The following is a 21,717-nucleotide window of genomic DNA, read 5'->3' on the forward strand; positions in this document are numbered from 1 at the left end:
GGGTGATCAGCCTTCCTGGAGGGTGGTGAGGCCGTGCGCGATGAAGACCGGGACGAGTTCGCCGATGCGGTCGAAGCCGGCGCCGACGGTCCTGCCCAGGGTGTAGCGGTAGTGGATGCCCTCCAGGATCACGGCGAGCTTGAACCACGCGAAGGCCGTGTACCAGGAGATGGCGGAGGTGTCGCGGCCGGAGCGTGCGGCGTAGCGCTCGATCAGCTCCGCCGGGCCCGGGTGGCCGGCGGCGCCGCTGGTGGTGGAGACGGGCGACTCGGGCAGTCCCAGGTCCGAGCTGTACATCACGAGCAGGCCGAGGTCCGTGAGCGGGTCGCCCAGGGTGGACATCTCCCAGTCGAGTACGGCCTTGATCCGGTCGTCCTCACCGACCAGCACGTTGTCCAGGCGGTAGTCGCCGTGCACGACGGTGGGCGCGGGGGAGGTGGGCAGGGCGCGGCCGAGCGAGGCGTGCAGCTCGTCGATACCGGCCAGTTCACGGTTGCGGGAGGCGTCGAGCTGCTTGCCCCAGCGCCGCAGCTGCCGGTCGAGGAAGCCCTCCGGATGCCCGAAGTCGCCCAGCCCGACGGCCACCGGATCCACGGCGTGCAGATCGACCAGGGTGTCCACGAGCTCCAGGACGACGGCCCTGGTGCGCTCGGCGCCCAGCGGGGTGAGCTGCTCGGCGGTGCGGTACGGGGTCCCTTCGACGTACTCCATGACGTAGAAGGGGGAGCCGATGACCGTGTCGTCCTCGCAGAGCAGGAGCGTCTCCGGCACCGGGACCGCGGTGGGGTGCAGGGCGCTGATCACCCGGTGCTCACGCTTCATGTCGTGCGCGGTGGCGAGCACATGGCCCAGCGGCGGTCTGCGCACGACCCACTGCCCGGAGCCGTCGGTGACGACGTAGGTGAGGTTCGAGCGCCCACCCTCGATCACCCGGGCCTCCAGCGGTCCGTTCACCAGACCCGGCCGCTCACGGTCGAGATGGCCGCGCAGCAGGTCGAGATCGAGACCTGGCGGGTGGACTGGGCTCATGGTGCGTACCTCCGGGGCGGTTGATCGGTCGTGACCATGATGCCGACCAGTCGGTATGTCGTCCAGTGTCCGCCCGGAATCCACGGCGTGATCTCCGGCTCCTCACCCGGCCGTGCTCAGTCGTCCCAGCCCTGCGCCGCCACGAAGTCGTCCCCGTACGTGGCGGACCAGCGGCCCAGCGCCTCGATCGGCTCCAGCAGGGTCCGGCCGAGCGCGGTCAGGGAGTACTCCACGCGCGGCGGCGCCTCGGCGTACGCCCGGCGCTCCACCAGCGCGTACTCCTCCAGCCTGCGCAGCGTCTCGGTGAGCACCTTGGCACTGATCCCGCCGATCTCCGCACGGAGGTCACCCGGCCGGCGCGGACCCGCCCCGAGCGCGTACAGGACCACCGGATTCCAGGTGTTCCCCAGCAGATCGAAGCCGAGCCGAGCCCGGCAGTCGGCGAGCAGCCGGTCCATGGGTTCCCCTTCCCCGCCCGTCGGGCACCGAACGGTGCGCAACGGGTCCCCTAACGTCCCCTTCGGCACGACGCTACGTGACGGACCGACAGGGGAGAGACATGCGCATCGGCATCATCGGCACCGGCAACATGGCGGACGCACTGGGCGGCCGATGGGCGGCGGCAGGCCACCGCGTGCTCTTCGGGGGCCGCTCCCCGGAACGGGCCCGGACACTCGCGGACCGCACCGGCCAGAGCACCGGCACCCTCCAGGAGGCGGCGGACTTCGGCGAGGCGACCCTGCTCGCCGTGCCGTACGACGCCGTGGCCGGTGTCCTGGCGGGGCTCGGCGCCGCGGAAGGGGCGCTGCGCGGCCGGCTCCTCGTCGACTGCACCAACGCCGTCGGTCCGGGCTTCCGGCTCACCACGGGTACGGGTCCCGGCGCCGCCCGTACGATCGCGGACGCCACCGGAGCACGCGTCGTCAAGGCCTTCAACCACCTGCCCGATTCCGTGTGGCGCCCGCCCACGCCCGCCTTCGCCGACGGCCCCCTGGCCGTCCCGCTGTGCGGGGACGACGAGGCGGCCCTGGCGACGGTCGCGACCCTGGTCAGGGATCTCGGCTGCGTCCCGATGACCGTGGGCGGCCTCGACCGGGCCGCGTATCTGGAGGCGACCACGGCGTTCCTCATCGGGCTCTGGCACTCCGGGCACGACCCGCGGACACTGCTGCCGCCCTTCGATGTGGCCACGGCCTGAGTTGCGGGCGACGGGGCACGCCCCGATCGTCGGAGGATGAAGGCGATCAGCTACAGCGGATACGGCCCGGCCGACGTCCTGGAGTACGGCGAGCGGCCCGACCCGAAGGTCGGTCCCGACTCGGTCCTGGTCAAGGTGCGGGCCGCGGCCGTGAACCCCGTCGACTGGAAGGCCCGCGAGGGCTACCTCCAGGCCGGTCTCGAGGCCGTGTTCCCCGTCATCCCCGGCTGGGACGTCTCCGGGGTGGTGGTCCAGCCCGGCGCCGCCGTGGACGAGTTCGCGGTGGGCGACGAGGTCATCGGCTACGTGCGCGAGGACTTCCTCTCGCGCGGCACCTTCGCCGAGTACGTCGCCGCACCCGTGCGCACCCTCGCGCGCAAGCCGCTGAGCCTGAGCTTCGAGGAGGCGGCGGGCCTTCCGCTGTGCGGTCTCACCGCGTACCAGGTGCTGCACCACACCCTCAAGGTCCAGGAGGGCGAGAGCGTCCTCGTCCACGCGGCGGCCGGCGGCGTCGGCTCGCTCGCCGTGCAGCTCGCCCGGCACGCGGGCTGCCGGGTCGTCGGCACGGCGGGCCCCCACAACCACGACTACGTACGCAGGCTGGGCGGCGAACCCGTGGAGTACGGCGAAGGGCTGGCCGCCCGGCTGCGGGAGCTGGTCCCCGAGGGCTTCGACGCGGCCTTCGACACCGTCGGCGGCGAGGCGCTCCGGGTCTCCGCCCGGACCCTCGCGCCGGACGGGCGGCTCGCCTCCATCGCCGACGCCGAGGTCTTCTCCTACGGTGGGCGCTACGCCTTCGTACGGCCCGACGCCACGGACCTCGCCGATCTCGCCGGGCTCGCCGAGCAGGGCATCGTCTCCGTCCACGTGGACCGGGTCTTCCCTCTGGAGCAGGCCGCCGATGCCTACCGTCTCAACGAGGAGGGCCGCACCCGGGGCAAGATCGTCGTCGCCGTGCCCTGGGACGACTGAGAGCGCGGCCCCCACCGCCGTGGGGGCCAGGTCAGAACAGCGTCACACCGGCGAACACCGCGAGCGCGACCGTGCACGCGGCCGCCGTCAGCGCATGGCGCGGCGCCAGCGGGGCGGGCGGGCCCGCTGGCCCCAGGCCCGTCACCCGGCGGTGCGCCACCGCGAGGAAGCCCAGCCAGGCCAGCAGACTCAGGGCCACCGCACACACCCCGGCCGCCGTCGCCCCCGCGTGCAGCGCCTGCCGCAACGCGAGCAGGGTCACCACCGTGCACGTCAGCGTGGTGCGGCGCCAGGCCAGCCGGGTCCGCTCGGGCTGCAGGCCGGGATCGCGCCCGGTGGTCATCCGCCCTCCCAGCCGAACAGGACCACCACCACCATCGCGACCGCCACCACGGCGACCACCAGGCTGAGCAGCGCCGGGAAGCGCGAGGCCGGCAGATCCTCCCCGCGCCGCATCGCACGCTCGCACCGCACCCAGTGGTTGACGGCCCGCAGCGCGCAGAGCACCCCGGCGGCCAGCAGCCCGAGAGCCAGTCCCGCGCGGATGCCCCAGGACAGCTCGGGGAGGAACTGGTCGACGGCGAAACCGCCGCCGATGAGCGCGAGAGCCGTCCGGATCCAGGCGAGGAAGGTGCGCTCGTTGGCGAGGGAGAAGCGGTAGTCGGGAGTGGCCCCCTCCTCGCGGATCCGCTCCGGCGCGAACCACAGCCGCAGTCCCCGCACGAAACCGCTCACGTGGTGGACCCCGCTCCGCCGCCTGCCCGGTGGGCCCGCAGCCGGTGGTACGTCTCCAGGCCGTCCGGCACCCAGGTCCAGTCGCCGAGCCGCTCCTCCAGCGCCGCGTCGGTCAGGAAGGTGTGCCAGGCCACCTCCTCCGTCTGCGGCCGGACGGGCAGATCGCAGCGGACCTCGTACACCGCCGACCACCAGGTGTGCCGGGGGCTCTCGTAGAGGTAGGTGAACAGCGGTGTGGGGCGGGGGAGACCCGAGACCCCCAGCTCCTCCTCGGCCTCACGGAGCGCCGCCTCGTCGTACGACTCACCCGCGCCCACGACCCCGCCGACGAACATGTCGTAGTGCGAGGGGAAGACCAGCTTCGTGGCCGTCCTGCGGTGCACGAACAGCCGGCCGGCCGCGTCCCTGGCCTCGATGAAGACGCAGCGATGGCGCAGGCCGCGCGCGGTGGCCTCGCCGCGTGGCGCCTGCCCGACGACCACGTCGTTCTCGTCGACGATGTCCAGGATCTCGTCAGCCGGATTCATGTGGTCCATCCAACATCAATCGGTCGGCGGCCGTGGACCCGCGCCGGTCCTTGCCCTCCGGCATCGCCGGGTGCAGCCCCAGCAGCACGATCCCGGCCACGATCGCCGCCAGTCCCACGGCCTGCCAGGCCAGGGCCCCCGCGTCGGTGTGCACCCGGTCGCCGAGGAACCCGATCCCGCACGCGATGCCCGCCAGCGGCTGCGCGGCGGTCAGCGCCGGCAGGGACATCCTCAGCGGCCCCGCCTCGAACGCGCTCTGGACCAGGACCAGCCCGGTCACCCCGAGGACGAGCACGGCGTACGGCTGCCAGCTCGTCAGCAGCGCCGTCCAGCCGTCCTCGGTCAGCCGCTTCCCGCTGAGCCTGGTCAAGGCGTCCTGAAGTCCGTAGAGCAGCCCCGCCGCCAGGCCGAGCAGCACCGGGGTCCCCGGGGTACGCGGATGCCTGGCGCAGGCGGTCAGGAACAGGGCGAGGCCCGCCACCACGCCGATCACCAGCCAGTGCCGCAGGGGTGAGGTCACCGCCTCACCGCCCCGGGGCTCGCCGGCCAGCAGGAAGGCGGTGACACCACCCGCCAGCAGACAGAGGCCGCCCCAGCCCTGCCTGCCCAGGGCCTGGCCCGTGCGGTGGCGCGACAGGGCCATCGCGAAGAGCAGATTGGTCGCCAGGAGCGGCTCGACGAGCGAGACCTCGCCGTGCCCGAGCGCCAGGGCTCCCAGGACCATCCCGCAGACCATCAGGCCGATCCCGGCCAGCCAGCTCGGTACCCGCATCAGGTCGAGCAGCAGCCGGAAGGAGAGGAAATCGCTCAGGGGCGCGCGGCGGGCCGCGTCCTGCTGGAGGACGAATCCGAAGCCCAGGCAGCAGGCGGCGCCCACGGACAGCAGGAGAACCAGCACCGACACGCTCCGACGATAGCCCGGCGGACGTACGGGACAGGTGAGGGCGCCACGGACCGGACGGTTGACGTGAGGGCCGCCGGTACCGAAGATCTGACCCACAAGTAACTTTCCCGGCGGATGGAACCCATGGCGTACGACGCTGATGTGATCGTGATCGGGGCAGGGCTCGCGGGCCTGGCGGCCACCGCCGAGCTCGTGGACGCGGGCCGCACGGTGATCCTGCTCGACCAGGAGCCCGAGCAGTCCATCGGCGGCCAGGCGCACTGGTCCTTCGGCGGGCTCTTCCTCGTCGACTCGCCCGAGCAGCGCCGGATGCGGGTCAAGGACAGTCATGAGCTGGCGCTCCAGGACTGGTACGGCACCGCGGGCTTCGACCGCGACGAGGACCACTGGCCACGGAAGTGGGCGGAGGCGTACGTCGACTTCGCGGCCGGCGAGAAGCGGTCCTGGCTGCACGCCCAGGGGCTGCGGCTCTTCCCCGTCGTCGGCTGGGCGGAACGCGGCGGTTACGACGCGAACGGTCACGGCAACTCCGTCCCCCGCTTCCACATCACCTGGGGCACCGGTCCCGGCGTCGTCGCGCCCTTCGAGCGGCGGGTCCGCGAAGGCATGGCGAAGGGTCTCGTCCAGGCGCGCTTCCGCCACCGGGTGACGGGCCTCGGACGCTCGGCCGGAGCGGTCGACACCGTCACGGGTGAGGTGCTCCGGGAGAGCGGCGCCGCACGCGGAACCGCGAGCAGCCGTGAGGTCAAGGGCGCCTTCGAGCTCAGGGCGCAGGCCGTGATCGTCACCTCCGGCGGCATCGGAGGCAACCACGACCTGGTGCGCGAGCAATGGCCCGAGCGGCTGGGGACACCGCCCGAGAAGCTGCTCTCCGGCGTTCCCGCGCACGTCGACGGACTGATGCTGGGCATCGCCGAGAAGGCGGGCGCCCACCACATCAACCGCGACCGTATGTGGCACTACACCGAGGGCATCGAGAACTGGAGCCCGATCTGGGACAAGCACGGCATCCGGATCCTGCCCGGCCCGTCCTCCCTCTGGCTGGACGCCCGCGGCAAGCGGCTGCCCGTCCCGCTCTTCCCCGGCTTCGACACGCTGGGCACCCTCGAACACATCATGCGGTCGGGGCACGGCTACACCTGGTTCGTCCTCGACCGGAAGATCATCGGCAAGGAGTTCGCGCTTTCCGGTTCCGAACAGAACCCCGATCTGACCGGGAAGTCGGTGCGCGGGGTGATCGGCAGGGCGCGCGCAGACGTCCCCGGGCCCGTACAGGCCTTCATGGACAAGGGCGTGGACTTCGTCGTCGAGAAGGACCTCGGCGCGCTCGTACGGGGCATGAACGCGCTCACCGGCGAATCCCTCATCGACGAGGACGAGCTGCGCCGCGAGATCACCGCACGGGACCGTGAGATCGCCAACCCCTTCACCAAGGACCTCCAGGTCACGGCGATCAACGGCGCCCGGTCCTATCTGGGGGACAAGCTGATCCGCACCGCGAAGCCGCACCGGATCCTCGATCCGGCCGCGGGGCCGCTCATCGCCGTACGACTGAACATCCTGACCCGCAAGTCACTCGGCGGGCTGGAGACGGACCTGTCCTCCCGCGTCCTGACCGAGGACGGCTCCCCGCTGCCCGGGGTGTACGCGGCGGGGGAGGCGGCGGGGTTCGGCGGTGGCGGGGTCCACGGCTACCGCTCCCTGGAGGGCACGTTCCTCGGCGGCTGCATCTTCTCCGGCCGGACGGCGGGCCGGGCGGCGGCGGAGGCGACCGGCTCATGATGCGCGCCTGGGCGCTGCCCGCGCTGATGGTGGCCTGCGGGGTGCCCGTCGCGGCCACGCAGGCCGCCTGGGGATCCGGATGGACCGCGGCCGTGTCGCTGGTGCTGTTCGTCCTGCTCGGTGGCCTGCACTCGCCGCTGATGTTCCCGCGGCCCGTCGGTGCGGCCGAGGCACTGCGCCGCAGCGCCGTCGACGGCAGACCGGTCGTCTACTGGCGGGCGGGCTGCAAGTACTGTCTGCGGCTGCGGTTCCGTCTCGGCCGCGGTGCGCGGCAGGTGCACTGGGTCGACATCTGGCGCGACCCGGACGGGGCGGCCGCGGTGCGGGAGGCCAACGGCGGCGACGAGACCGTCCCGACCGTCGTGGTGGCGGGCCGGCCGTACACCAACCCCGATCCCGGCTGGGTGCGCGGGCAGCTTCCGCCGGCCGTCTGACGGCCGGGCCGGTCGACAGCCGGTCACTGCGGCCGGTCGAGCAGCTCCGCCACCCGGAAGCGCTCCACCACGATCATGGTGCCGTCGTCCACGGTGAACGCGGGGTCGCCGAGCGCCTCCCGCATCTCCTCGCTGTGCCAGAACGCCTCGTGCGCCGCCCGCCACCCGGCCACCGATGTGTACCCCTCGCCCTCGTCCAGGGCGTGCCGCAGCCCGATCGAGCCCAGTGGCAGCACCCGTACGTCCGTCAGCTCGACCACGGCCACCTCCCGGCCGTCGGAATCGATGAGCGCGGACCGCTCGCCCACGGGCGGGAGTTCCTCCCGCTCCGCCTCGTACTCCGCGAGCAGCCCGGAGGTGGAGACCTTCTCGCCCGAGAGCACGGCGGCCACCAGCCGGTCGCGCAGGGACCCGGGGAAGGCGAGGAGCAAGGGCTTGAGCGGTTCGCGGTTCTCCATGGCGGCAGTGTGGCACGCGTCACCCCTGCCCCACCCGTCACGCACGTACGCGGCTCGCGAACTGCGGGAACAGCTCCGCCCATGATCCGGACGAGGTCAACTGTGTGTTGAAGAAATGTAGTTGCGGTACGGTCCGCCTTGACTCGGAGCATTGCCTACCGCTTTGCTGTGCGCGGTCGTTTGCTCGCACACAGCATCGAAAGGTGCTCGTGTCATGTCGAAGTGGAAAAGGAAGCCTGCGGATGTCTCCGCCTCCGCCGCCCCTGGGTCGTTCCCGCCGTAAGGGCGGACGCGCTGACCACGTCTTCGACCTGGCGCTCGACGACAGCGAACTCAGCGAGGTGAGAGGCCAGTTCGCCCAGGGCCGCTGGACCAGGGCCCGCTCACTGCTCGTCACGACAGGCACCGACTGGGACCTGCGCGGCCATCGCGTCATGGCCCTCGCCGCGGTCCCGTCCGCCGTCGGCTGGGCGAGCGACTGGCTGCTCGCCGAACCCGAGAGCCGCGACGCCGCGACGCTGCTGGCCTGCGCCACCGTCGCCAAGGCCCAGCGCCCCAAGGCCGGCACGGGTGAACGCGCCCGCGCCCGCAAGGCCTGCCTGACCGCCGCCGCGCTCGACCGCGCCGACCCCACGCCCTGGCTCGCCCTGATGACGCTCGAGCGTACGCACGGCAGCCACGAGGACACCGCCAGGCACTTCGAGGAGATCCGCGCCCGCCACCCCGAACACCACCACGCCCACCACCTCATGACGGCCCAGCTCGCCGAGGCGCGCCCGGAGAACGACCCGCTCCACGAGGTGTACGACTTCGCCGCCTGGGCCGCCGAACAGGCCCCGGCCGACTCGCCCCTCGCCGTGCTCCCCGTCATCGCCCACGCCGAGCGCTTCCGCGTCCTGGTCGGGGCCGGCGCACTGGCCGGCGATCCGGCGGCCTCGGGCCACTGGGCAGGGCGCCGGGCCAGACAGGTGATGAAGGCCGCCTTCGACTGGTGGCTCGAATGGGAGCGCGAGGACCACCCACGGCACAGCGTCGACCTCAACTTCCTCGCCCACGCGAAGATCTCCGAGGGCCGCCCGGCCGAGGCGGCCGCGATCTTCCACCGCATCGGCACCCATGCGACCGCGGTCCCCTGGTCGTACGCCGGCCGTGACCCGTACCCCGAATTCCTCGCCGCGCGCACTCTCGCGCTCGGTGCCCCCTGACGCACGTTGTTATCGACGAAGGGACCACCCCCGCCATGTCGACGGGCAGAATTGATACGAGCGAGAGCGGCACCACCGGGATGTCCGACACCGGCGGGATCAACACCTACAAGGGCGAGGAACGCGCACTGCGTGCCAACCGGCTCGGCACCCCCGGACTGCTCCTGTCCGTGCTCGCGGCCAGCGCCCCCCTGATGGTCGTCGCGGGCGTGATGCCCACGGTCTTCGGCGTGATGGGTGTGGTCGGCCAGCCCCTGCTCTACGTGATCCTCGGCATCGTCCTGATGCTGTTCAGCGTCGGCTACGCGGAGATGAGCCGGCACGTGCACAACGCCGGCGCCTTCTACGCCTACATCGCCCGGGGCCTCGGTCCCACGGCCGGCGCGGGCGCCTCGCTCGTCGCGCTGGTCGCCTACAGCGCCATGCAGGTCGGCATCTACGGCATCCTCGGCTTCGAGGTCTCGGGCCTCTTCACCACCTACCTCGACATCGAACTCCAGTGGTGGATCCCGGCGCTGGCCGCCGTGGTCGTCGTCGGCGTACTCGGCTGGCTGAAGATCGACCTCAACGCCAAGGTGCTCGGGGTACTGCTCGTCATCGAGTGCGGCCTCGTCGTGATCTTCGACATCGCCGCCGTCGGCAAGCCCGGACCCGAGGGCCTGTCCCTGCACGCGTTCAACCCCGAAACGCTCACCGGTGCGGGCCTCGGCACCGCGCTCTGCTTCTGCATCGCCGCGTTCGTCGGCTTCGAGCAGGCCCCGGTGTACGCCGAGGAGACCAGCCGCCCGCAGATCGTCGTGTCCCGCGTGATGTTCCTGGCCGTCGGCTACGCCGCGTTGTTCCTCGCCGTCAGCTCCTGGGCCCTGACCGTCGCGGCCGGTCCCTCCTCCATCGCCGACACCTCCCTCAAGGAGGGCCCCGGGATGCTCTTCGGCCTCACCGAGGAGCGGCTCGGCGCCACGTTCACCGACGTCCTGCACGTCCTGTTCGTCACCGGCATGTTCGCCGCGCTCCTCAGCTTCCACAACGTGGTCGCCCGCTACGCGTTCGCCATGGGCCGTGAAGGACTGCTGCCGGCCGGCTTCGGCCGTACCAACAAGGCGAGCGGGGCGCCCGCCACCGGCTCCATGCTCCAGTCCGCGCTCTCCATCGTGATCGTGCTCGCCTTCGCCTTCACCGACGACAACCCGGTCGGCGACCCCACCGCGCCCGTCCTGCACCTGTTCACCTGGATGGGCAACGTCGGAGCCCTCGGCGTCATCGTGCTGATGGCCTCGGCGTCCTTCGCCGTCATCGCGTTCTTCGTACGCCGCGGAGCCGGCCGGGCCCAGGCCCCACGGCTCGTCGCCTCCGGACTCGCGGGCCTCGCCCTGCTCGCCATCGCCGTGTTCACCGTGCGGGACTTCGACGTCCTGGTCGGATCGGGTCCCGGTTCGGTGCTGAACTGGCTGCTGCCCGGCGTCATCGTCCTGGCCCTCGCCGTGGGCCTGCTCTACGGTGCGGTGCTGCGCCGCACCCGGCCCGAGGTCCACGCCAGGATCGGCCTCGGCAACGAGGCGTTCCAGCTGGAGAAGGCCGCGGAGGGCGCGGAGTCCGTACCGCGCTGACCCGCGATCCGGTTCTTACCGAAGCGTGACGGACACCCGCGGCCCCTGGTGACAGGGGGCAGCGGGTGTTCGAATGGGCGGGTGAACAGCCCTCCTCCCGACACCGGCGGCACACCCGTCGGCCGACGTCTGGTCCTGACCATGCTCGGCCTCGGCGCCGCAGGGGTGGCGGCCGCGCCCCTGCTCCAGCGCACACTGGAGAGCGGCCTCGGCGCCGTCGCCGACAAGGACCCCACCGGAATCACCGGCCTGCTGCCCAACGGCGGCGGCTTCCGCTACTACTCGGTCACCACCTCCGTGCCCGAGAAGACCGCCGCCGACTACCGCCTCACCGTGGACGGCATGGTCGACCGCCCGGCGACGTACACGCTCGACTCCCTGAAGGCGCTGCCGCAGACCCGCATGGTGCGTGACATCCAGTGCGTCACCGGCTGGCGGGTGCCCGAGACCCCGTTCGAGGGGGTCAGGCTCTCGGCGCTGCTGGACGCGGCGGGGGTACGGCCCGGCGCGAAGGCGATCCGCTTCACCTGCTTCGACGGCGCCTACAGCGAGAGCCTCACCCTGGAACAGGCGCGCCGCCCGGACGTCCTGGTCGCCCTGCGCATGCAGGACAAGCCGGTGTCCCACTCCCACGGCGGCCCCGTGCGGCTCTACGTGGCCCCCATGTACTTCTACAAGTCGGCGAAATGGCTCTCCGGGATCACCGTCACCGACTCCGTGCGCCCCGGATACTGGGAGGAGCTCGGATATGACGTCGACGCCTGGGTGGGCCGTTCCAACGGACGGGACGACGCCCCTACTGCCTGAACACGGCCCGAGGGTCCGGCGCTTCACCGCGGCCGAGCGCTGGGTGCACCGCACCACGGCCTGGCTGACCCTGCTCTGCGTCGCCACGGCGGCCTGTCTGTACGTCCCGCAGCTCGCGGAGCTCGTCGGACGCCGGCGCCTCGTGGTCACCGTGCACCAGTGGTCGGGACTGCTCGTGCCCGTACCGCTGCTGGCCGGGCTCGTCTCCAGGGCACTGCGTGCCGATCTGTCGCGGCTCAACCGGTTCGGGCCGCACGACCGGCAGTGGCTGCGCGCCGCGCTGCGCCGCGACCGCGCACCCGGCTCCCGTCCCGCCGGGAAGTTCAACGCGGGCCAGAAGCTCTACGCCGCCTGGATCGCGGGCGGTGTGCTCGTGATGACCGGCACCGGGCTGCTGATGTGGTTCACCGGTCTCGCCCCACTGGTGTGGCGTACCGGCGCCACCTTCGTCCACGACTGGCTGGCACTCGCGATCGGCATCGTCATCGCCGGACACCTGGCGAAGGCGCTCGCCGACCCGGAGGCACGCCGTGGCATGCGCACCGGGTCGGTCGAGCGCCGATGGGCCCGCTCCGAGCATCCGTTGTGGCGGGAGCCGCAGGACTGAGGCGGTCCCGCGACGCCGGCTACAACACCAGCGAGAGCAGCAGGATGAAGGCCAGCGAGACGACCGAGATGATCGTCTCCATCACCGACCAGGTCTTGATCGTCTGCGGCACGTCCATGCCGAAGTACTCCTTCACCAGCCAGAAACCCGCGTCGTTGACGTGGCTGAAGAAGAGCGAACCCGCACCGACCGCGAGGACGAGCAGCGCGACGTGCGACGTCGACAGGTCCGCGGCCAGCGGGGCGACCAGGCCGGCCGCCGAGATGGTGGCCACGGTCGCCGAGCCGGTCGCCAGCCGGATCGCGACGGCGATCAGCCAGCCGAGCAGCAGGGCGGGCACCGACCAGTTCTCGGAGAAGTCCAGGATCATCTCGCCCACACCGGCGTCGATGAGGGTCTGCTTGAACCCGCCGCCCGCGCCCACGATCAGCAGGATGCCCGCGATGGGGGCGAGCGACTTCTCCACCGTGGCGGAGAGCCGGCCCTTGGTGAACCCGGCCGCCCTGCCCAGGGTGAACATGCCGACGATCACGGCGGCCAGCAGCGCGATCAGCGGCGAGCCGATGACGTCGGTGACCCGCTGGACGTTGTTCTCGGGGTTGTCCACCACGATGTCGACGAGCGCCTTGATCAGCATCAGCACGACGGGCAGCAGGATCGTCGCCAAGGTCGCGCCGAAGCCGGGACGGTGCTTCAGGTCCTCCGACGGACGCTGCGGAACCATCTTCTCCGGCGCCTCGATGTCCACCCAGCGGGCGGCGTAGCGGGAGAAGACCGGGCCCGCGATGATCACCGTCGGGACGGCCACCAGCACACCGAGGGCCAGCGTGATCCCCAGGTTGGCGTCCAGCGCGTCGATGGCCACCAGCGGGCCGGGGTGCGGCGGGATCAGTCCGTGCATCACGGAGAGACCGGCGAGCGCGGGGATACCGATCCGCATCAGCGAGTAGTTGCCGCGCTTGGCGACCAGCAGCACCACCGGGATCATCAGCACGATCCCGACCTCGAAGAACAGCGGGAGCCCGATGATGGAGGCGATCAGCACCATCGCCCACGGCATCGCGCGACCGCTCGCCCTCGCGAGGATCGTGTCGACGATCTGGTCGGCGCCGCCCGAGTCGGCGAGCAGCTTGCCCAGGATGGCGCCCAGGGCGATGAGGACACCGACACCCGCGACCGTCGAGCCCAGACCCTCGGTGAAGCTGGTGATCGTCTTCGCCGGGTTGGCCCCCGCGAAGGAACCGAGGGCGAGCGAGCCGATGGTCAACGCGAGGAACGCGTGCATCTTGAACTTGGTGATGAGCAGGACGATGACGGCGATGCCCGCCAGGACGGCGATGCCCAGCTGCGCGTTGCCGGCCGAAGTGATCGGTTCGACGGCGTCCGCTGCCAGCATCTCGACACTGAGACTGGTCACGGTGATGATCCTTAGTCGGTGAGCCGGCGCAGCGCGGCGACGGCCCGGTCGGTGATTTCCTCGGGAGTGCCGGACACGTCGACCGAGACACCGGCCTCGTCGTCCCGCAGCGGCTCCAGGGTCGCGAACTGGGAGTCGAGCAGCGCCGTCGGCATGAAGTGGCCCTTGCGGTCCGCCATGCGGTGTTCGATGAGCGCCCGGTCCCCGGTCAGATGCAGGAAGACGGCGCCGGGGGCCTCGGCCCGCAGCCGGTCACGGTAGGCGCGCTTGAGCGCCGAGCTGCTGACGACGCCGCCGAGCCCCGCCCTGCCGTGTGCCCACTGCCCGATGGCGTCCAGCCACGGCCAGCGGTCCTCGTCGTCCAGCGGTGTGCCGGCGGACATCTTGGCGATGTTGGCCGGCGGGTGGAAGTCGTCGCCCTCGGCATAGGGGACGCCGAGTGCGTCGGCGAGCAGGGGGCCGATCGTGGTCTTGCCGGTTCCTGCTACGCCCATCACCACGACGACGTGGGGGGTGTTCATGGGTGCCTCGCTGTCTTCTTCGACATCGGTCCGCGACGGGGCCGTCGCGCTACTGAAACCCATTACATACGACTTATTCAAGTGGCTGTGACATAAACGTCGTACTTAATGTTCCCGTGGGCGGCCCCGTAGGCTTGTGCGCATGACCACACCTGCCCAGGGGCTCCATACGCATGTGCTGGACACCCTGGGCCTGGAGATCGCCGCGGGGGACTGCCCGCCCGGTGTGGTCCTGCGCACCGACGAGCTCTCCCGGCGCTTCGACGTGTCCCGCACCGTCGTACGCGAAGTGGTCCGCGTCCTGGAATCCATGCACCTGGTCGAGTCCCGGCGCCGGGTCGGGGTGACCGTGCGGCCCACCGAGGAGTGGAACGTCTACGACCCCCAGGTCATCCGCTGGCGGCTGGCCGGTTCCGACCGGCCCAGGCAGCTGCGCTCCCTCACCGTGCTCCGGTCCGCCGTCGAACCCGTCGCCGCCGGCCTCGCGGCCCGTAACGCCACCGCCGAGCAGTGCGCCGCTCTCACCGAATGCGCCCTCGGCATGGTCGCGACCTCACGCGGCCAGCAGCTGGAGGGCTACCTCCGGCACGACACCGCCTTCCACCGGATCGTGCTCAACGCCTCGGGCAACGAGATGTTCGCGCGGCTCGGCGACGTCGTGGCCGAGGTGCTCGCCGGCCGCACCCACCACCAGGTGATGTTCGAGGACCCGGACCCGGCCGCCGTCACGCTCCATGTCAGGCTCGCCGAGGCCGTGCGCGAGGGGGACGCCGGGGCGGCCGAGCGGCTGACCAAGGAGATCGCGGTCGGCGCGCTGCACGAACTGGACGTACTCGCTCCATGAGAGGCCGTCCTCCCGGGTACGGTGGGCCCGTTCGATCTTCGTAAGTGACGGAACACGTCGGGATGGGAGACCACGGCATGGCGCAGCAGGTACAAGGGGTCATCGCACCGGGGAAGAACGAACCCGTTCGCGTCGAGACGATCCTGGTGCCGGACCCCGGCCCCGGCGAGGCCGTGGTCAAGATCCAGGCGTGCGGCGTCTGCCACACCGACCTGCACTACAAGCAAGGCGGCATCAACGACGACTTCCCGTTCCTGCTCGGCCACGAGGCCGCGGGCGTCGTGGAGTCCGTCGGCGACGGCGTCACCGACGTCGCGCCGGGCGACTTCGTCGTCCTCAACTGGCGTGCGGTGTGCGGCCAGTGCCGTGCCTGTCTGCGCGGCCGCCCCTGGTACTGCTTCGACACCCACAACGCGAAGCAGAAGATGACCCTGCTGGACGGCACGGAGCTCTCCCCGGCGCTCGGCATCGGCGCGTTCGCGGAGAAGACCCTCGTCGCGGCGGGTCAGTGCACCAAGGTCGACCCCGAGGTCTCCCCGGCCGTCGCCGGACTGCTCGGCTGCGGCGTCATGGCGGGCATCGGCGCCGCCATCAACACCGGCCAGGTCGGCCGCGGCGACTCCGTCGCCGTCATCGGCTGCGGCGGCGTCGGCGACGCGGCGATCGCCGGTGCCCGGCTCGCCGGAGCGGCGAAGATCATCGCGGTCGACATCGACGACCGCAAGCTGGAGACGGCGAAGAAGATGGGCGCCACCCACACCGTCAACTCCCGTTCCGGCGACCCGGTCGAGGCCATCCGCGCGCTGACCGGCGGCAACGGCGCCGACGTCGTGATCGAGGCCGTCGGCCGCCCGGAGACGTACAAGCAGGCCTTCTACGCCCGCGACCTGGCCGGCACCGTCGTCCTCGTCGGTGTGCCCACCCCCGAGATGCAGCTCGAACTCCCGCTCCTTGACGTCTTCGGACGCGGCGGCTCGCTCAAGTCCTCCTGGTACGGCGACTGTCTGCCCTCGCGCGACTTCCCGATGCTCATCGACCTGCACCAGCAGGGCCGTCTCGACCTGGGTGCCTTCGTCACCGAGACCATCGGGCTCGACGAGATCGAGCAGGCCTTCGCCCGGATGCACGAGGGTGACGTCCTGCGCTCGGTGGTGGTCCTCTGATGGCCGCCCGCATCGACCACCTCGTCACCTCCGGCACCTTCGCCCTCGACGGCGGCGAGTGGGACGTCGACAACAACGTCTGGATCGTCGGCGACGACAGCGAAGCCGTCGTCATCGACGCCGCCCATGACGCGGCCGCGATCGAGGCCGCGCTCGGCGGCCGTACGCTGCGCGCGATCATCTGCACCCACGCGCACAACGACCACATCGACGCGGCCCCGGCCCTCGCCGACGCCACCGGCGCGCCGATCCTGCTGCACCCCGACGACCTGGAGCTGTGGCGGCAGACCCATCCGGACCGCACCCCCGACGCCGAACTGGCCGACGGGCAGGAGCTGGAGGTCGCCGGAACCCGGCTGACGGTCCTGCACACCCCCGGCCACGCCCCGGGAGCCGTCTGCCTCCACGCTCCGGAGCTCGCCACCGTCTTCACGGGCGACACCCTCTTCCAGGGCGGTCCCGGAGCCACCGGGCGGTCCTTCTCGCACTTCCCGACGATCATCGACTCGATCAGGGACCGGCTGCTCACCCTGCCGCCGGAGACCGCCGTACGCACCGGACACGGGGACCCCACCACCATCGGAGCCGAGGCCCCGCAGCTTCAGGACTGGATCGCCCGCGGTCACTGAACAGCGACCGCGGCGGGGTTCACCGGTCCGGCCACCCGGAGAGCCGCAGGGCGCTCTCGAAGCGGTGCGCGGCGCCCGTGACCGGATCGGTGAACTCCAGGACCTTCGCCAGCAGTTGCAGGGGGTGCCCGTGGTCCACCCGCTCGGGATCGGGCTCCACCACCGGATAGACCGGATCGTTCGCCAACGGCAGCCCCAGCGCGTTCATATGGACCCGCAGCTGATGGGTGCGGCCGGTCGCGGGCAGCAGTCGGTAGCGGCCCAGGCCGCCCCGGTGTCCGATGAGCTCGATCCGGCTCTCGCTGTTCGCCGGGCCCGGCTCCTCGCGCGCGGCGATGACCCCGCGCTCCTTCACGATCCGGCTGTGCACGGTGCGCGGGAGCGTGACCTCCGGGTCGTACGGAGCCACCGCCTCGTACTCCTTGCGCACCAGCCGGTCCCGGAACAGCGTCTGATAGGCGCCCCGGTCCGCCGCCCGTACGACGCAGAGCACCAGGCCCGCCGTGAGCCGGTCCAGCCGGTGCGCGGGCTGGAGCTCCGGCAGCCCCAGCCCGTCGCGCAGCCGGGCGACCAGGGTCTCGGTGACATGCCGGCCACGTGGAGTGGTGGCCAGGAAGTGCGGCTTGTCCGCGATCAGCAGACGCTCGTCGCGGTACACGATGCCGACGGGGAAGGGCACCGGCTCCTCGGGTGCGAAGTCCCGGTGGAACCAGAGATACCGCCCGGCCGTATACGGCTCGTCCGCGCCCACCGCACCGCCGTCGGCCCCGACGAACCGGCCGTCGGCCAGCATGGTGTCCACCCTCGCGGCGCCGATCGCCCCCGCGAACCGGTCCAGCAGATGGTCCCGCACGGTGGGCCAGGCCGCCGCCGGATCCACCGGGAGCCGCACCCGCACCGGGTCGACGCCCGCACGCTGGGGGAGCGGGGCGGCGGGAGGTCTCGCCCGTCCTCTCATCTTCCCTCCGGAAAAGGCGAAAACCCCCAGGTGACCTGGGGGTTTTCCGCTGGTGTCCGAGGGGGGACTTGAACCCCCACGCCCGATAAAGGGCACTAGCACCTCAAGCTAGCGCGTCTGCCATTCCGCCACCCGGACCGGGTGTCGTCGTCCGGGCCTGGCCCGTTCCGACGTGGAAAACCATAGCAAACATTCGGGGGTGCTCGATCACGCCCTCGGTCATGTGAAGGGCGCATGACGGGAGGCGGGCGGTCTTGGGTGCGCGGGGTCGGGCGCGCGAGTATGAGGGGGGAGCACCACCGCGACAGTGGAAGGAAGCAGCGTGAGCGAGACCAAGACGGCCCGGGCCGGCATCGGCGAGACCGCCGAGAACGAGGTCGTGGACCTCTGTCGTGACCTGATCCGGATCGACACCAGCAATTACGGCGACCACTCGGGCCCCGGCGAGCGGGCCGCCGCGGAGTACGTGGCCGAGAAGCTCGCCGAGGTCGGGCTCGAACCGCAGATCTTCGAGTCCCACAAGGGCCGTGCCTCGACGGTGGCCCGGATCGAGGGCGAGGACCCCTCCAAGCCGGCCCTGCTGATCCACGGGCACACCGACGTCGTGCCGGCCAACGCGGCGGACTGGACGCACGACCCGTTCTCCGGTGAGATCGCGGACGGCTGCGTCTGGGGACGTGGCGCGGTCGACATGAAGGACATGGACGCGATGACCCTCGCGGTGGTCCGTGAGCGCATGCGCAGCGGCCGTAAGCCCCCGCGCGACATCGTGCTGGCCTTCCTGGCCGACGAGGAGGCGGGCGGCACGTTCGGCGCGCGCCACCTCGTCGACAACCACCGTGACCTCTTCGACGGCGTCACCGAGGCGATCGGTGAGGTCGGCGGCTTCTCGTTCACCGTCAACGAGAACCTGCGCCTCTACCTGGTGGAGACCGCGCAGAAGGGCATGCACTGGATGCGGCTCACGGTGGACGGCACCGCCGGGCACGGCTCGATGACCAACGACGACAACGCCATCACCGAGCTCTGCGAGGCCGTCGGCCGGCTGGGACGGCACAAGTGGCCGGTCAGGGTGACCAAGACCGTGCGGTCCTTCCTCGACGAGCTGTCCGACGCCCTGGGCACCCCGCTGGACCCCGAGGACATGGAGGCCACGCTCGCCAAGCTCGGCGGGATCGCCAAGATGGTCGGCGCCACCCTGCGGAACTCCGCGGCCCCCACCATGCTCGGCGCCGGCTACAAGGTGAACGTGATCCCCGGACAGGCCACCGCACACGTGGACGGCCGCTTCCTGCCCGGTTACGAGGAGGAGTTCCTGGCCGACCTCGACCGGATCCTCGGACCGCGGGTGCGGCGTGAGGACGTGCACGGCGACAAGGCGCTGGAGACCGGCTTCGACGGATCGCTGGTGGACGCCATCCAGCTCGCGCTCAAGGCCGAGGACCCGATCGCCCGCGCCGTGCCGTACATGCTGTCCGGCGGTACCGACGCCAAGTCCTTCGACGACCTCGGGATCCGCTGCTTCGGCTTCGCCCCGCTGAAGCTGCCGCCGGAGCTGGACTTCGCGGGCATGTTCCACGGCGTCGACGAGCGGGTGCCGGTGGACGGCCTGAAGTTCGGCACCCGGGTGCTCGACCGGTTCATCGACCACTCCTGAGCCCCGGGTCCACCAAAATCGCCAGCCTGTACGTATCTCACCGGAAAGGGTGAAAGGGGTCGCGCACTCGTAGCCCCGTCACTTCCTCCTCGTTACACGTGATGCGGTCCGCGGCTGGGACCGCACTTGTCAACCAGGAGGAATAATGATCAAGAAGGTCGTCGCAATCGCGGCTGCTACCGGTGGTCTCGTGCTCGCGGGTGCGGGTATGGCTGCCGCCGACTCCGGTGCCCAGGGTGCCGCCATCGGCAGCCCCGGCGTGCTCTCGGGCAACGTCGTTCAGGTTCCGGTCCACGTTCCGGTGAACCTGTGCGGCAACACCGTTTCCGTGATCGGGCTGCTGAACCCCGCCTTCGGCAACACCTGCGTCAACGCGTGACGATGCGCGTCAACCCGTGAGGGTTTGAGTCCGGTCGGCCTCGGGGTGCGCGCCATGCGCCCCGGGGCCGCTGGGCATTCGGCCCCCCGCACGGCTGTGCCCGGGGCATTTCGGTAGGCAGAAGGCAGGAAGACAACCTATGCGACAGGTCACACGTAAAGGCCTGATCACCATGGCAGCGGCGGGCGGAGTGCTCGCGCTCGGCGGCGGTTACGCGCACGCCGACGCGGGTGCGGCCGGCGCCGCGTCGAATTCCCCGGGAGTGCTCTCGGGCAATTCGATCCAGGTCCCGATCGATGTACCCGTCAACGCCTGCGGAAACTCCGTGGACGTCGGCGGTCTGCTCAACCCCACGAGCGGAAACGACTGCGGGAACGGCTCGTCGGAGGCCGCCCAGGACTCCGGACACGGAGCCGCCCGGACGTCAGGACACGGCGCCGCCCAGGCGTCAGGACACGAGGAGGCCGCCGACAGCGGGGCGGGCACCGGTCGGCACCGTGCCCCGGGCACCTCGGGCACCTCGGCCCAGGCGGTGACGAAGGGGTCACCCGGGATCCTCTCCGGCAACCAGGTCCAGGCGCCGGTCGAGGTCCCCCTCAACGTCTGCGGCAACAGCGTCACCGTCGGCGGACTGCTCAACCCGGTCTTCGGCAACGACTGCGAGAACGACACGGGGACGGTCCCGCCCCCCGTCGTCCCGCAGACGCCGCACACCCCGGAGAAGCCGGCCACGCCGGACGCCCCTCCGGCTCCTGAGCCCCAGATCGTGGGCGAACAGCTGGCGCACACCGGTGCGGGCGGGCTCGACCTGCTCATCCCGGCGAGCGCGGGTCTGCTGCTCGCAGGCGCGGGCACGGTCCTGTACCGGCGTTCGCGCGGCGCCGCCGCACAGCGGTAGCGCGGGGCAGGTACGACGAGCGGGTTCCGCGCACGCGGGACCCGCTTTCCCTTACCAGGTGGGCCGCAGCTGGCGGATGATGCGGCGGCGCAGCCGTACCCTGCGGCTGCCGTCGCGGCGCAGCGTCAACCGGTCCAACTCCCAGTGCCCGTACTCGGCATGGTCGGTCAGCAGGCGGGCCGCCTCCTTGCGGGACACCCCGCGCGGCACGTACACATCGACAAATTCGTATTCCGGCATCGCATCTATTGTGCGGGCAGACCCCCGGTACGGATAGCGTCTGTCCTATGTCTGATGCTGCGCAGCCCACCGCTGCCGAGGTACGCGCCGCCGCCGATGCAGTCAAAACCGCGCTCGACCGCCACCTCCAGGCAGTCGAACGCCGTACCGGGGACGACGACCCCGCCGTCTACGACGCGTTCAACGCACTGGCCGCTGCGGCCGAGGTCTACGACGAACTCCTCTACGACCGTCACGACGAGGTCACCCCCTTCGAGATCCCGGCCGCGCAGGACTCCCTCCCGCCCTACGCGGGACCCGAGGAACCCCATGCGGTCAGCGTGCTGATCAGGCGCGACTACGCGGTGGCGGAGCCCACCCGGCTGCTCGCCCAGGCGCAGCGGCTCGCCGACCTCGATCCGGAGGGGCAGGAGGACGGCGTGGTGGCGACCGCGGGCGCCGGTGTGCATGCCGCGCTCGGCGTGGTGTTCGGCGAGTACGAGGCGGACGAAATCGCCTCCCGGCACAAGGAGTTCGGCCTGGAGGAGGGGGACTCCACCCTCTGGGTCTGTGCCGTGGACGAGCTTCCGGAGCCGGGGGAGTGGCTCGGGGCGCCCTTCGACGAGGCGGACCCCGCGATGGTGGTCTGCCGCTTCGATGTCAGCTCGGTCTTCGACGAGGAGGACGAGCTGGACGAGGAACCGGAGGACGTCGTCGCGGATCTCACCTGATCCCGCCGCCCTCCGGGCCCGGTCCTGACGAAACCC

The 21,717-nt window shown here is 71.4% G+C and carries 26 protein-coding genes and 1 tRNA gene; 15 read left to right on the forward strand and 12 right to left on the reverse strand.

Features of this window, described 5'->3' with window-relative positions; all coding sequences use genetic code 11:
* Window positions 1-6: 6 nt before the first annotated feature.
* Together OG623_RS28690 and OG623_RS28695 are read right to left on the reverse strand one after the other, a co-directional pair.
* The gene (locus tag OG623_RS28690; RefSeq protein ID WP_406150410.1) at window positions 7-1,029 is read right to left on the reverse strand and encodes a phosphotransferase family protein; all 1,023 of its coding nucleotides are present in this window, start codon (window positions 1,027-1,029) and stop codon (window positions 7-9) included.
* 116 nt (window positions 1,030-1,145) lie between these two features.
* Complete coding sequence (locus tag OG623_RS28695; RefSeq protein WP_406150411.1) at window positions 1,146-1,487, reverse strand: winged helix-turn-helix transcriptional regulator; 342 nt, start codon at window positions 1,485-1,487, stop codon at window positions 1,146-1,148.
* 101 nt (window positions 1,488-1,588) lie between these two features.
* On the opposite strand from OG623_RS28695, the gene OG623_RS28700 reads away from it, so the two are divergent.
* Complete coding sequence (locus OG623_RS28700; RefSeq protein ID WP_406150412.1) at window positions 1,589-2,227, forward strand: NADPH-dependent F420 reductase; 639 nt, start codon at window positions 1,589-1,591, stop codon at window positions 2,225-2,227.
* Between the two features lie 36 nt (window positions 2,228-2,263).
* Entirely contained in the window at window positions 2,264-3,199 is a 936-nt protein-coding gene (locus tag OG623_RS28705; protein ID WP_406150413.1) for an NADP-dependent oxidoreductase, read from the forward strand.
* 31 nt (window positions 3,200-3,230) lie between these two features.
* On the opposite strand, the gene OG623_RS28710 is transcribed toward OG623_RS28705, so the two are convergent.
* The 4 genes from OG623_RS28710 to OG623_RS28725 are packed head-to-tail and all read right to left on the reverse strand — an operon-like array spanning window position 3,231 to window position 5,365.
* Entirely contained in the window at window positions 3,231-3,542 is a 312-nt protein-coding gene (locus tag OG623_RS28710) for a DUF202 domain-containing protein (RefSeq protein WP_406150414.1), read from the reverse strand.
* Window positions 3,539-3,934, reverse strand: coding sequence for a YidH family protein (locus tag OG623_RS28715; protein ID WP_406150415.1), 396 nt, complete (start codon window positions 3,932-3,934; stop codon window positions 3,539-3,541). The genes OG623_RS28710 and OG623_RS28715 overlap by 4 nt, the downstream gene beginning before the upstream one ends.
* Entirely contained in the window at window positions 3,931-4,461 is a 531-nt protein-coding gene (locus OG623_RS28720) for an NUDIX hydrolase (RefSeq protein WP_406150416.1), read from the reverse strand. Before OG623_RS28720 ends, OG623_RS28715 begins: the two co-directional genes overlap by 4 nt.
* On the reverse strand, window positions 4,448-5,365 hold the full coding sequence (locus OG623_RS28725) for a DMT family transporter (protein WP_406150417.1): 918 nt from the start codon (window positions 5,363-5,365) through the stop codon (window positions 4,448-4,450). Before OG623_RS28725 ends, OG623_RS28720 begins: the two co-directional genes overlap by 14 nt.
* Window positions 5,366-5,488: 123 nt before the next feature.
* Here OG623_RS28725 and OG623_RS28730 point away from each other — a divergent pair, with 123 nt between their 5' ends.
* A complete protein-coding gene (locus OG623_RS28730) occupies window positions 5,489-7,147 on the forward strand; it encodes an FAD-binding dehydrogenase (RefSeq protein ID WP_406150418.1) in 1,659 nt (552 codons plus the stop codon).
* The gene (locus OG623_RS28735) at window positions 7,144-7,581 is read left to right on the forward strand and encodes a glutaredoxin domain-containing protein (protein ID WP_406150419.1); all 438 of its coding nucleotides are present in this window, start codon (window positions 7,144-7,146) and stop codon (window positions 7,579-7,581) included. Before OG623_RS28730 ends, OG623_RS28735 begins: the two co-directional genes overlap by 4 nt.
* 23 nt (window positions 7,582-7,604) lie before the next feature.
* On the opposite strand, the gene OG623_RS28740 is transcribed toward OG623_RS28735, so the two are convergent.
* Window positions 7,605-8,039, reverse strand: coding sequence for an ASCH domain-containing protein (locus OG623_RS28740; protein ID WP_406150420.1), 435 nt, complete (start codon window positions 8,037-8,039; stop codon window positions 7,605-7,607).
* A gap of 242 nt (window positions 8,040-8,281) precedes the next feature.
* Here OG623_RS28740 and OG623_RS28745 point away from each other — a divergent pair, with 242 nt between their 5' ends.
* The 4 genes from OG623_RS28745 (at window position 8,282) to OG623_RS28760 (ending at window position 12,265) form a co-directional block, all read left to right on the forward strand.
* Entirely contained in the window at window positions 8,282-9,244 is a 963-nt protein-coding gene (locus tag OG623_RS28745) for a hypothetical protein (protein ID WP_406150422.1), read from the forward strand.
* A gap of 35 nt (window positions 9,245-9,279) precedes the next feature.
* The gene (locus tag OG623_RS28750; protein ID WP_406150424.1) at window positions 9,280-10,851 is read left to right on the forward strand and encodes an APC family permease; all 1,572 of its coding nucleotides are present in this window, start codon (window positions 9,280-9,282) and stop codon (window positions 10,849-10,851) included.
* 141 nt (window positions 10,852-10,992) lie between these two features.
* Window positions 10,993-11,658 (forward strand): molybdopterin-dependent oxidoreductase, encoded by a 666-nt coding sequence (locus tag OG623_RS28755; protein ID WP_406152039.1) that lies wholly within the window; start codon window positions 10,993-10,995, stop codon window positions 11,656-11,658.
* Window positions 11,600-12,265 carry a cytochrome b/b6 domain-containing protein gene (locus OG623_RS28760; RefSeq protein WP_406150425.1) on the forward strand — a complete coding sequence of 222 codons (666 nt, stop codon included), beginning with the start codon at window positions 11,600-11,602 and terminating at the stop codon, window positions 12,263-12,265. Before OG623_RS28755 ends, OG623_RS28760 begins: the two co-directional genes overlap by 59 nt.
* A 19-nt stretch (window positions 12,266-12,284) precedes the next feature.
* Here the strand turns inward: OG623_RS28760 and OG623_RS28765 are convergent, their stop codons facing one another.
* Together OG623_RS28765 and OG623_RS28770 are read right to left on the reverse strand one after the other, a co-directional pair.
* Window positions 12,285-13,682 (reverse strand): GntP family permease, encoded by a 1,398-nt coding sequence (locus OG623_RS28765; protein ID WP_406150426.1) that lies wholly within the window; start codon window positions 13,680-13,682, stop codon window positions 12,285-12,287.
* A gap of 11 nt (window positions 13,683-13,693) precedes the next feature.
* Window positions 13,694-14,203 (reverse strand): gluconokinase, encoded by a 510-nt coding sequence (locus OG623_RS28770; protein ID WP_406150428.1) that lies wholly within the window; start codon window positions 14,201-14,203, stop codon window positions 13,694-13,696.
* 142 nt (window positions 14,204-14,345) lie between these two features.
* Between OG623_RS28770 and OG623_RS28775 the strand changes: the two genes are divergently transcribed.
* The 3 genes from OG623_RS28775 to OG623_RS28785 all read left to right on the forward strand — a co-directional run bounded on the left by OG623_RS28775 (window position 14,346) and on the right by OG623_RS28785 (window position 16,839).
* Window positions 14,346-15,047, forward strand: coding sequence for an FCD domain-containing protein (locus tag OG623_RS28775; RefSeq protein ID WP_362889380.1), 702 nt, complete (start codon window positions 14,346-14,348; stop codon window positions 15,045-15,047).
* 77 nt (window positions 15,048-15,124) lie between these two features.
* Window positions 15,125-16,210 (forward strand): S-(hydroxymethyl)mycothiol dehydrogenase, encoded by a 1,086-nt coding sequence (locus tag OG623_RS28780; protein ID WP_406150429.1) that lies wholly within the window; start codon window positions 15,125-15,127, stop codon window positions 16,208-16,210.
* Window positions 16,210-16,839: an MBL fold metallo-hydrolase gene (locus OG623_RS28785; protein ID WP_406150431.1), complete on the forward strand. Its 630-nt coding sequence runs from the start codon at window positions 16,210-16,212 to the stop codon at window positions 16,837-16,839. Before OG623_RS28780 ends, OG623_RS28785 begins: the two co-directional genes overlap by 1 nt.
* Before the next feature lie 19 nt (window positions 16,840-16,858).
* Here OG623_RS28785 and OG623_RS28790 read toward each other — a convergent pair whose 3' ends face one another.
* The gene (locus tag OG623_RS28790; protein ID WP_406150433.1) at window positions 16,859-17,797 is read right to left on the reverse strand and encodes a pseudouridine synthase; all 939 of its coding nucleotides are present in this window, start codon (window positions 17,795-17,797) and stop codon (window positions 16,859-16,861) included.
* A gap of 50 nt (window positions 17,798-17,847) precedes the next feature.
* Window positions 17,848-17,935: transfer RNA gene (locus OG623_RS28795), tRNA-Leu, on the reverse strand.
* Window positions 17,936-18,119: 184 nt separating this feature from the next.
* Here OG623_RS28795 and OG623_RS28800 point away from each other — a divergent pair.
* From OG623_RS28800 to OG623_RS28810, 3 genes are all read left to right on the forward strand, one after another.
* On the forward strand, window positions 18,120-19,454 hold the full coding sequence (locus OG623_RS28800) for a M20/M25/M40 family metallo-hydrolase (protein ID WP_406150434.1): 1,335 nt from the start codon (window positions 18,120-18,122) through the stop codon (window positions 19,452-19,454).
* 145 nt (window positions 19,455-19,599) lie between these two features.
* Window positions 19,600-19,833 carry a chaplin ChpH gene (chpH, locus tag OG623_RS28805; protein ID WP_406150435.1) on the forward strand — a complete coding sequence of 78 codons (234 nt, stop codon included), beginning with the start codon at window positions 19,600-19,602 and terminating at the stop codon, window positions 19,831-19,833.
* 139 nt (window positions 19,834-19,972) lie between these two features.
* Window positions 19,973-20,731, forward strand: a complete 759-nt coding sequence (locus OG623_RS28810; RefSeq protein WP_406150436.1) for a chaplin — start codon at window positions 19,973-19,975, stop codon at window positions 20,729-20,731.
* A gap of 51 nt (window positions 20,732-20,782) precedes the next feature.
* On the opposite strand, the gene OG623_RS28815 is transcribed toward OG623_RS28810, so the two are convergent.
* Entirely contained in the window at window positions 20,783-20,971 is a 189-nt protein-coding gene (locus OG623_RS28815; RefSeq protein WP_362889366.1) for a DUF5703 family protein, read from the reverse strand.
* Between the two features lie 47 nt (window positions 20,972-21,018).
* On the opposite strand from OG623_RS28815, the gene OG623_RS28820 reads away from it, so the two are divergent.
* Window positions 21,019-21,681, forward strand: a complete 663-nt coding sequence (locus OG623_RS28820) for a hypothetical protein (protein ID WP_406150438.1) — start codon at window positions 21,019-21,021, stop codon at window positions 21,679-21,681.
* Window positions 21,682-21,717 lie beyond the last annotated feature (36 nt).

Origin of the sequence: Streptomyces sp. NBC_01012, assembly GCF_045162755.1 — a bacterium.
GTDB lineage: Bacteria > Actinomycetota > Actinomycetes > Streptomycetales > Streptomycetaceae > Streptomyces.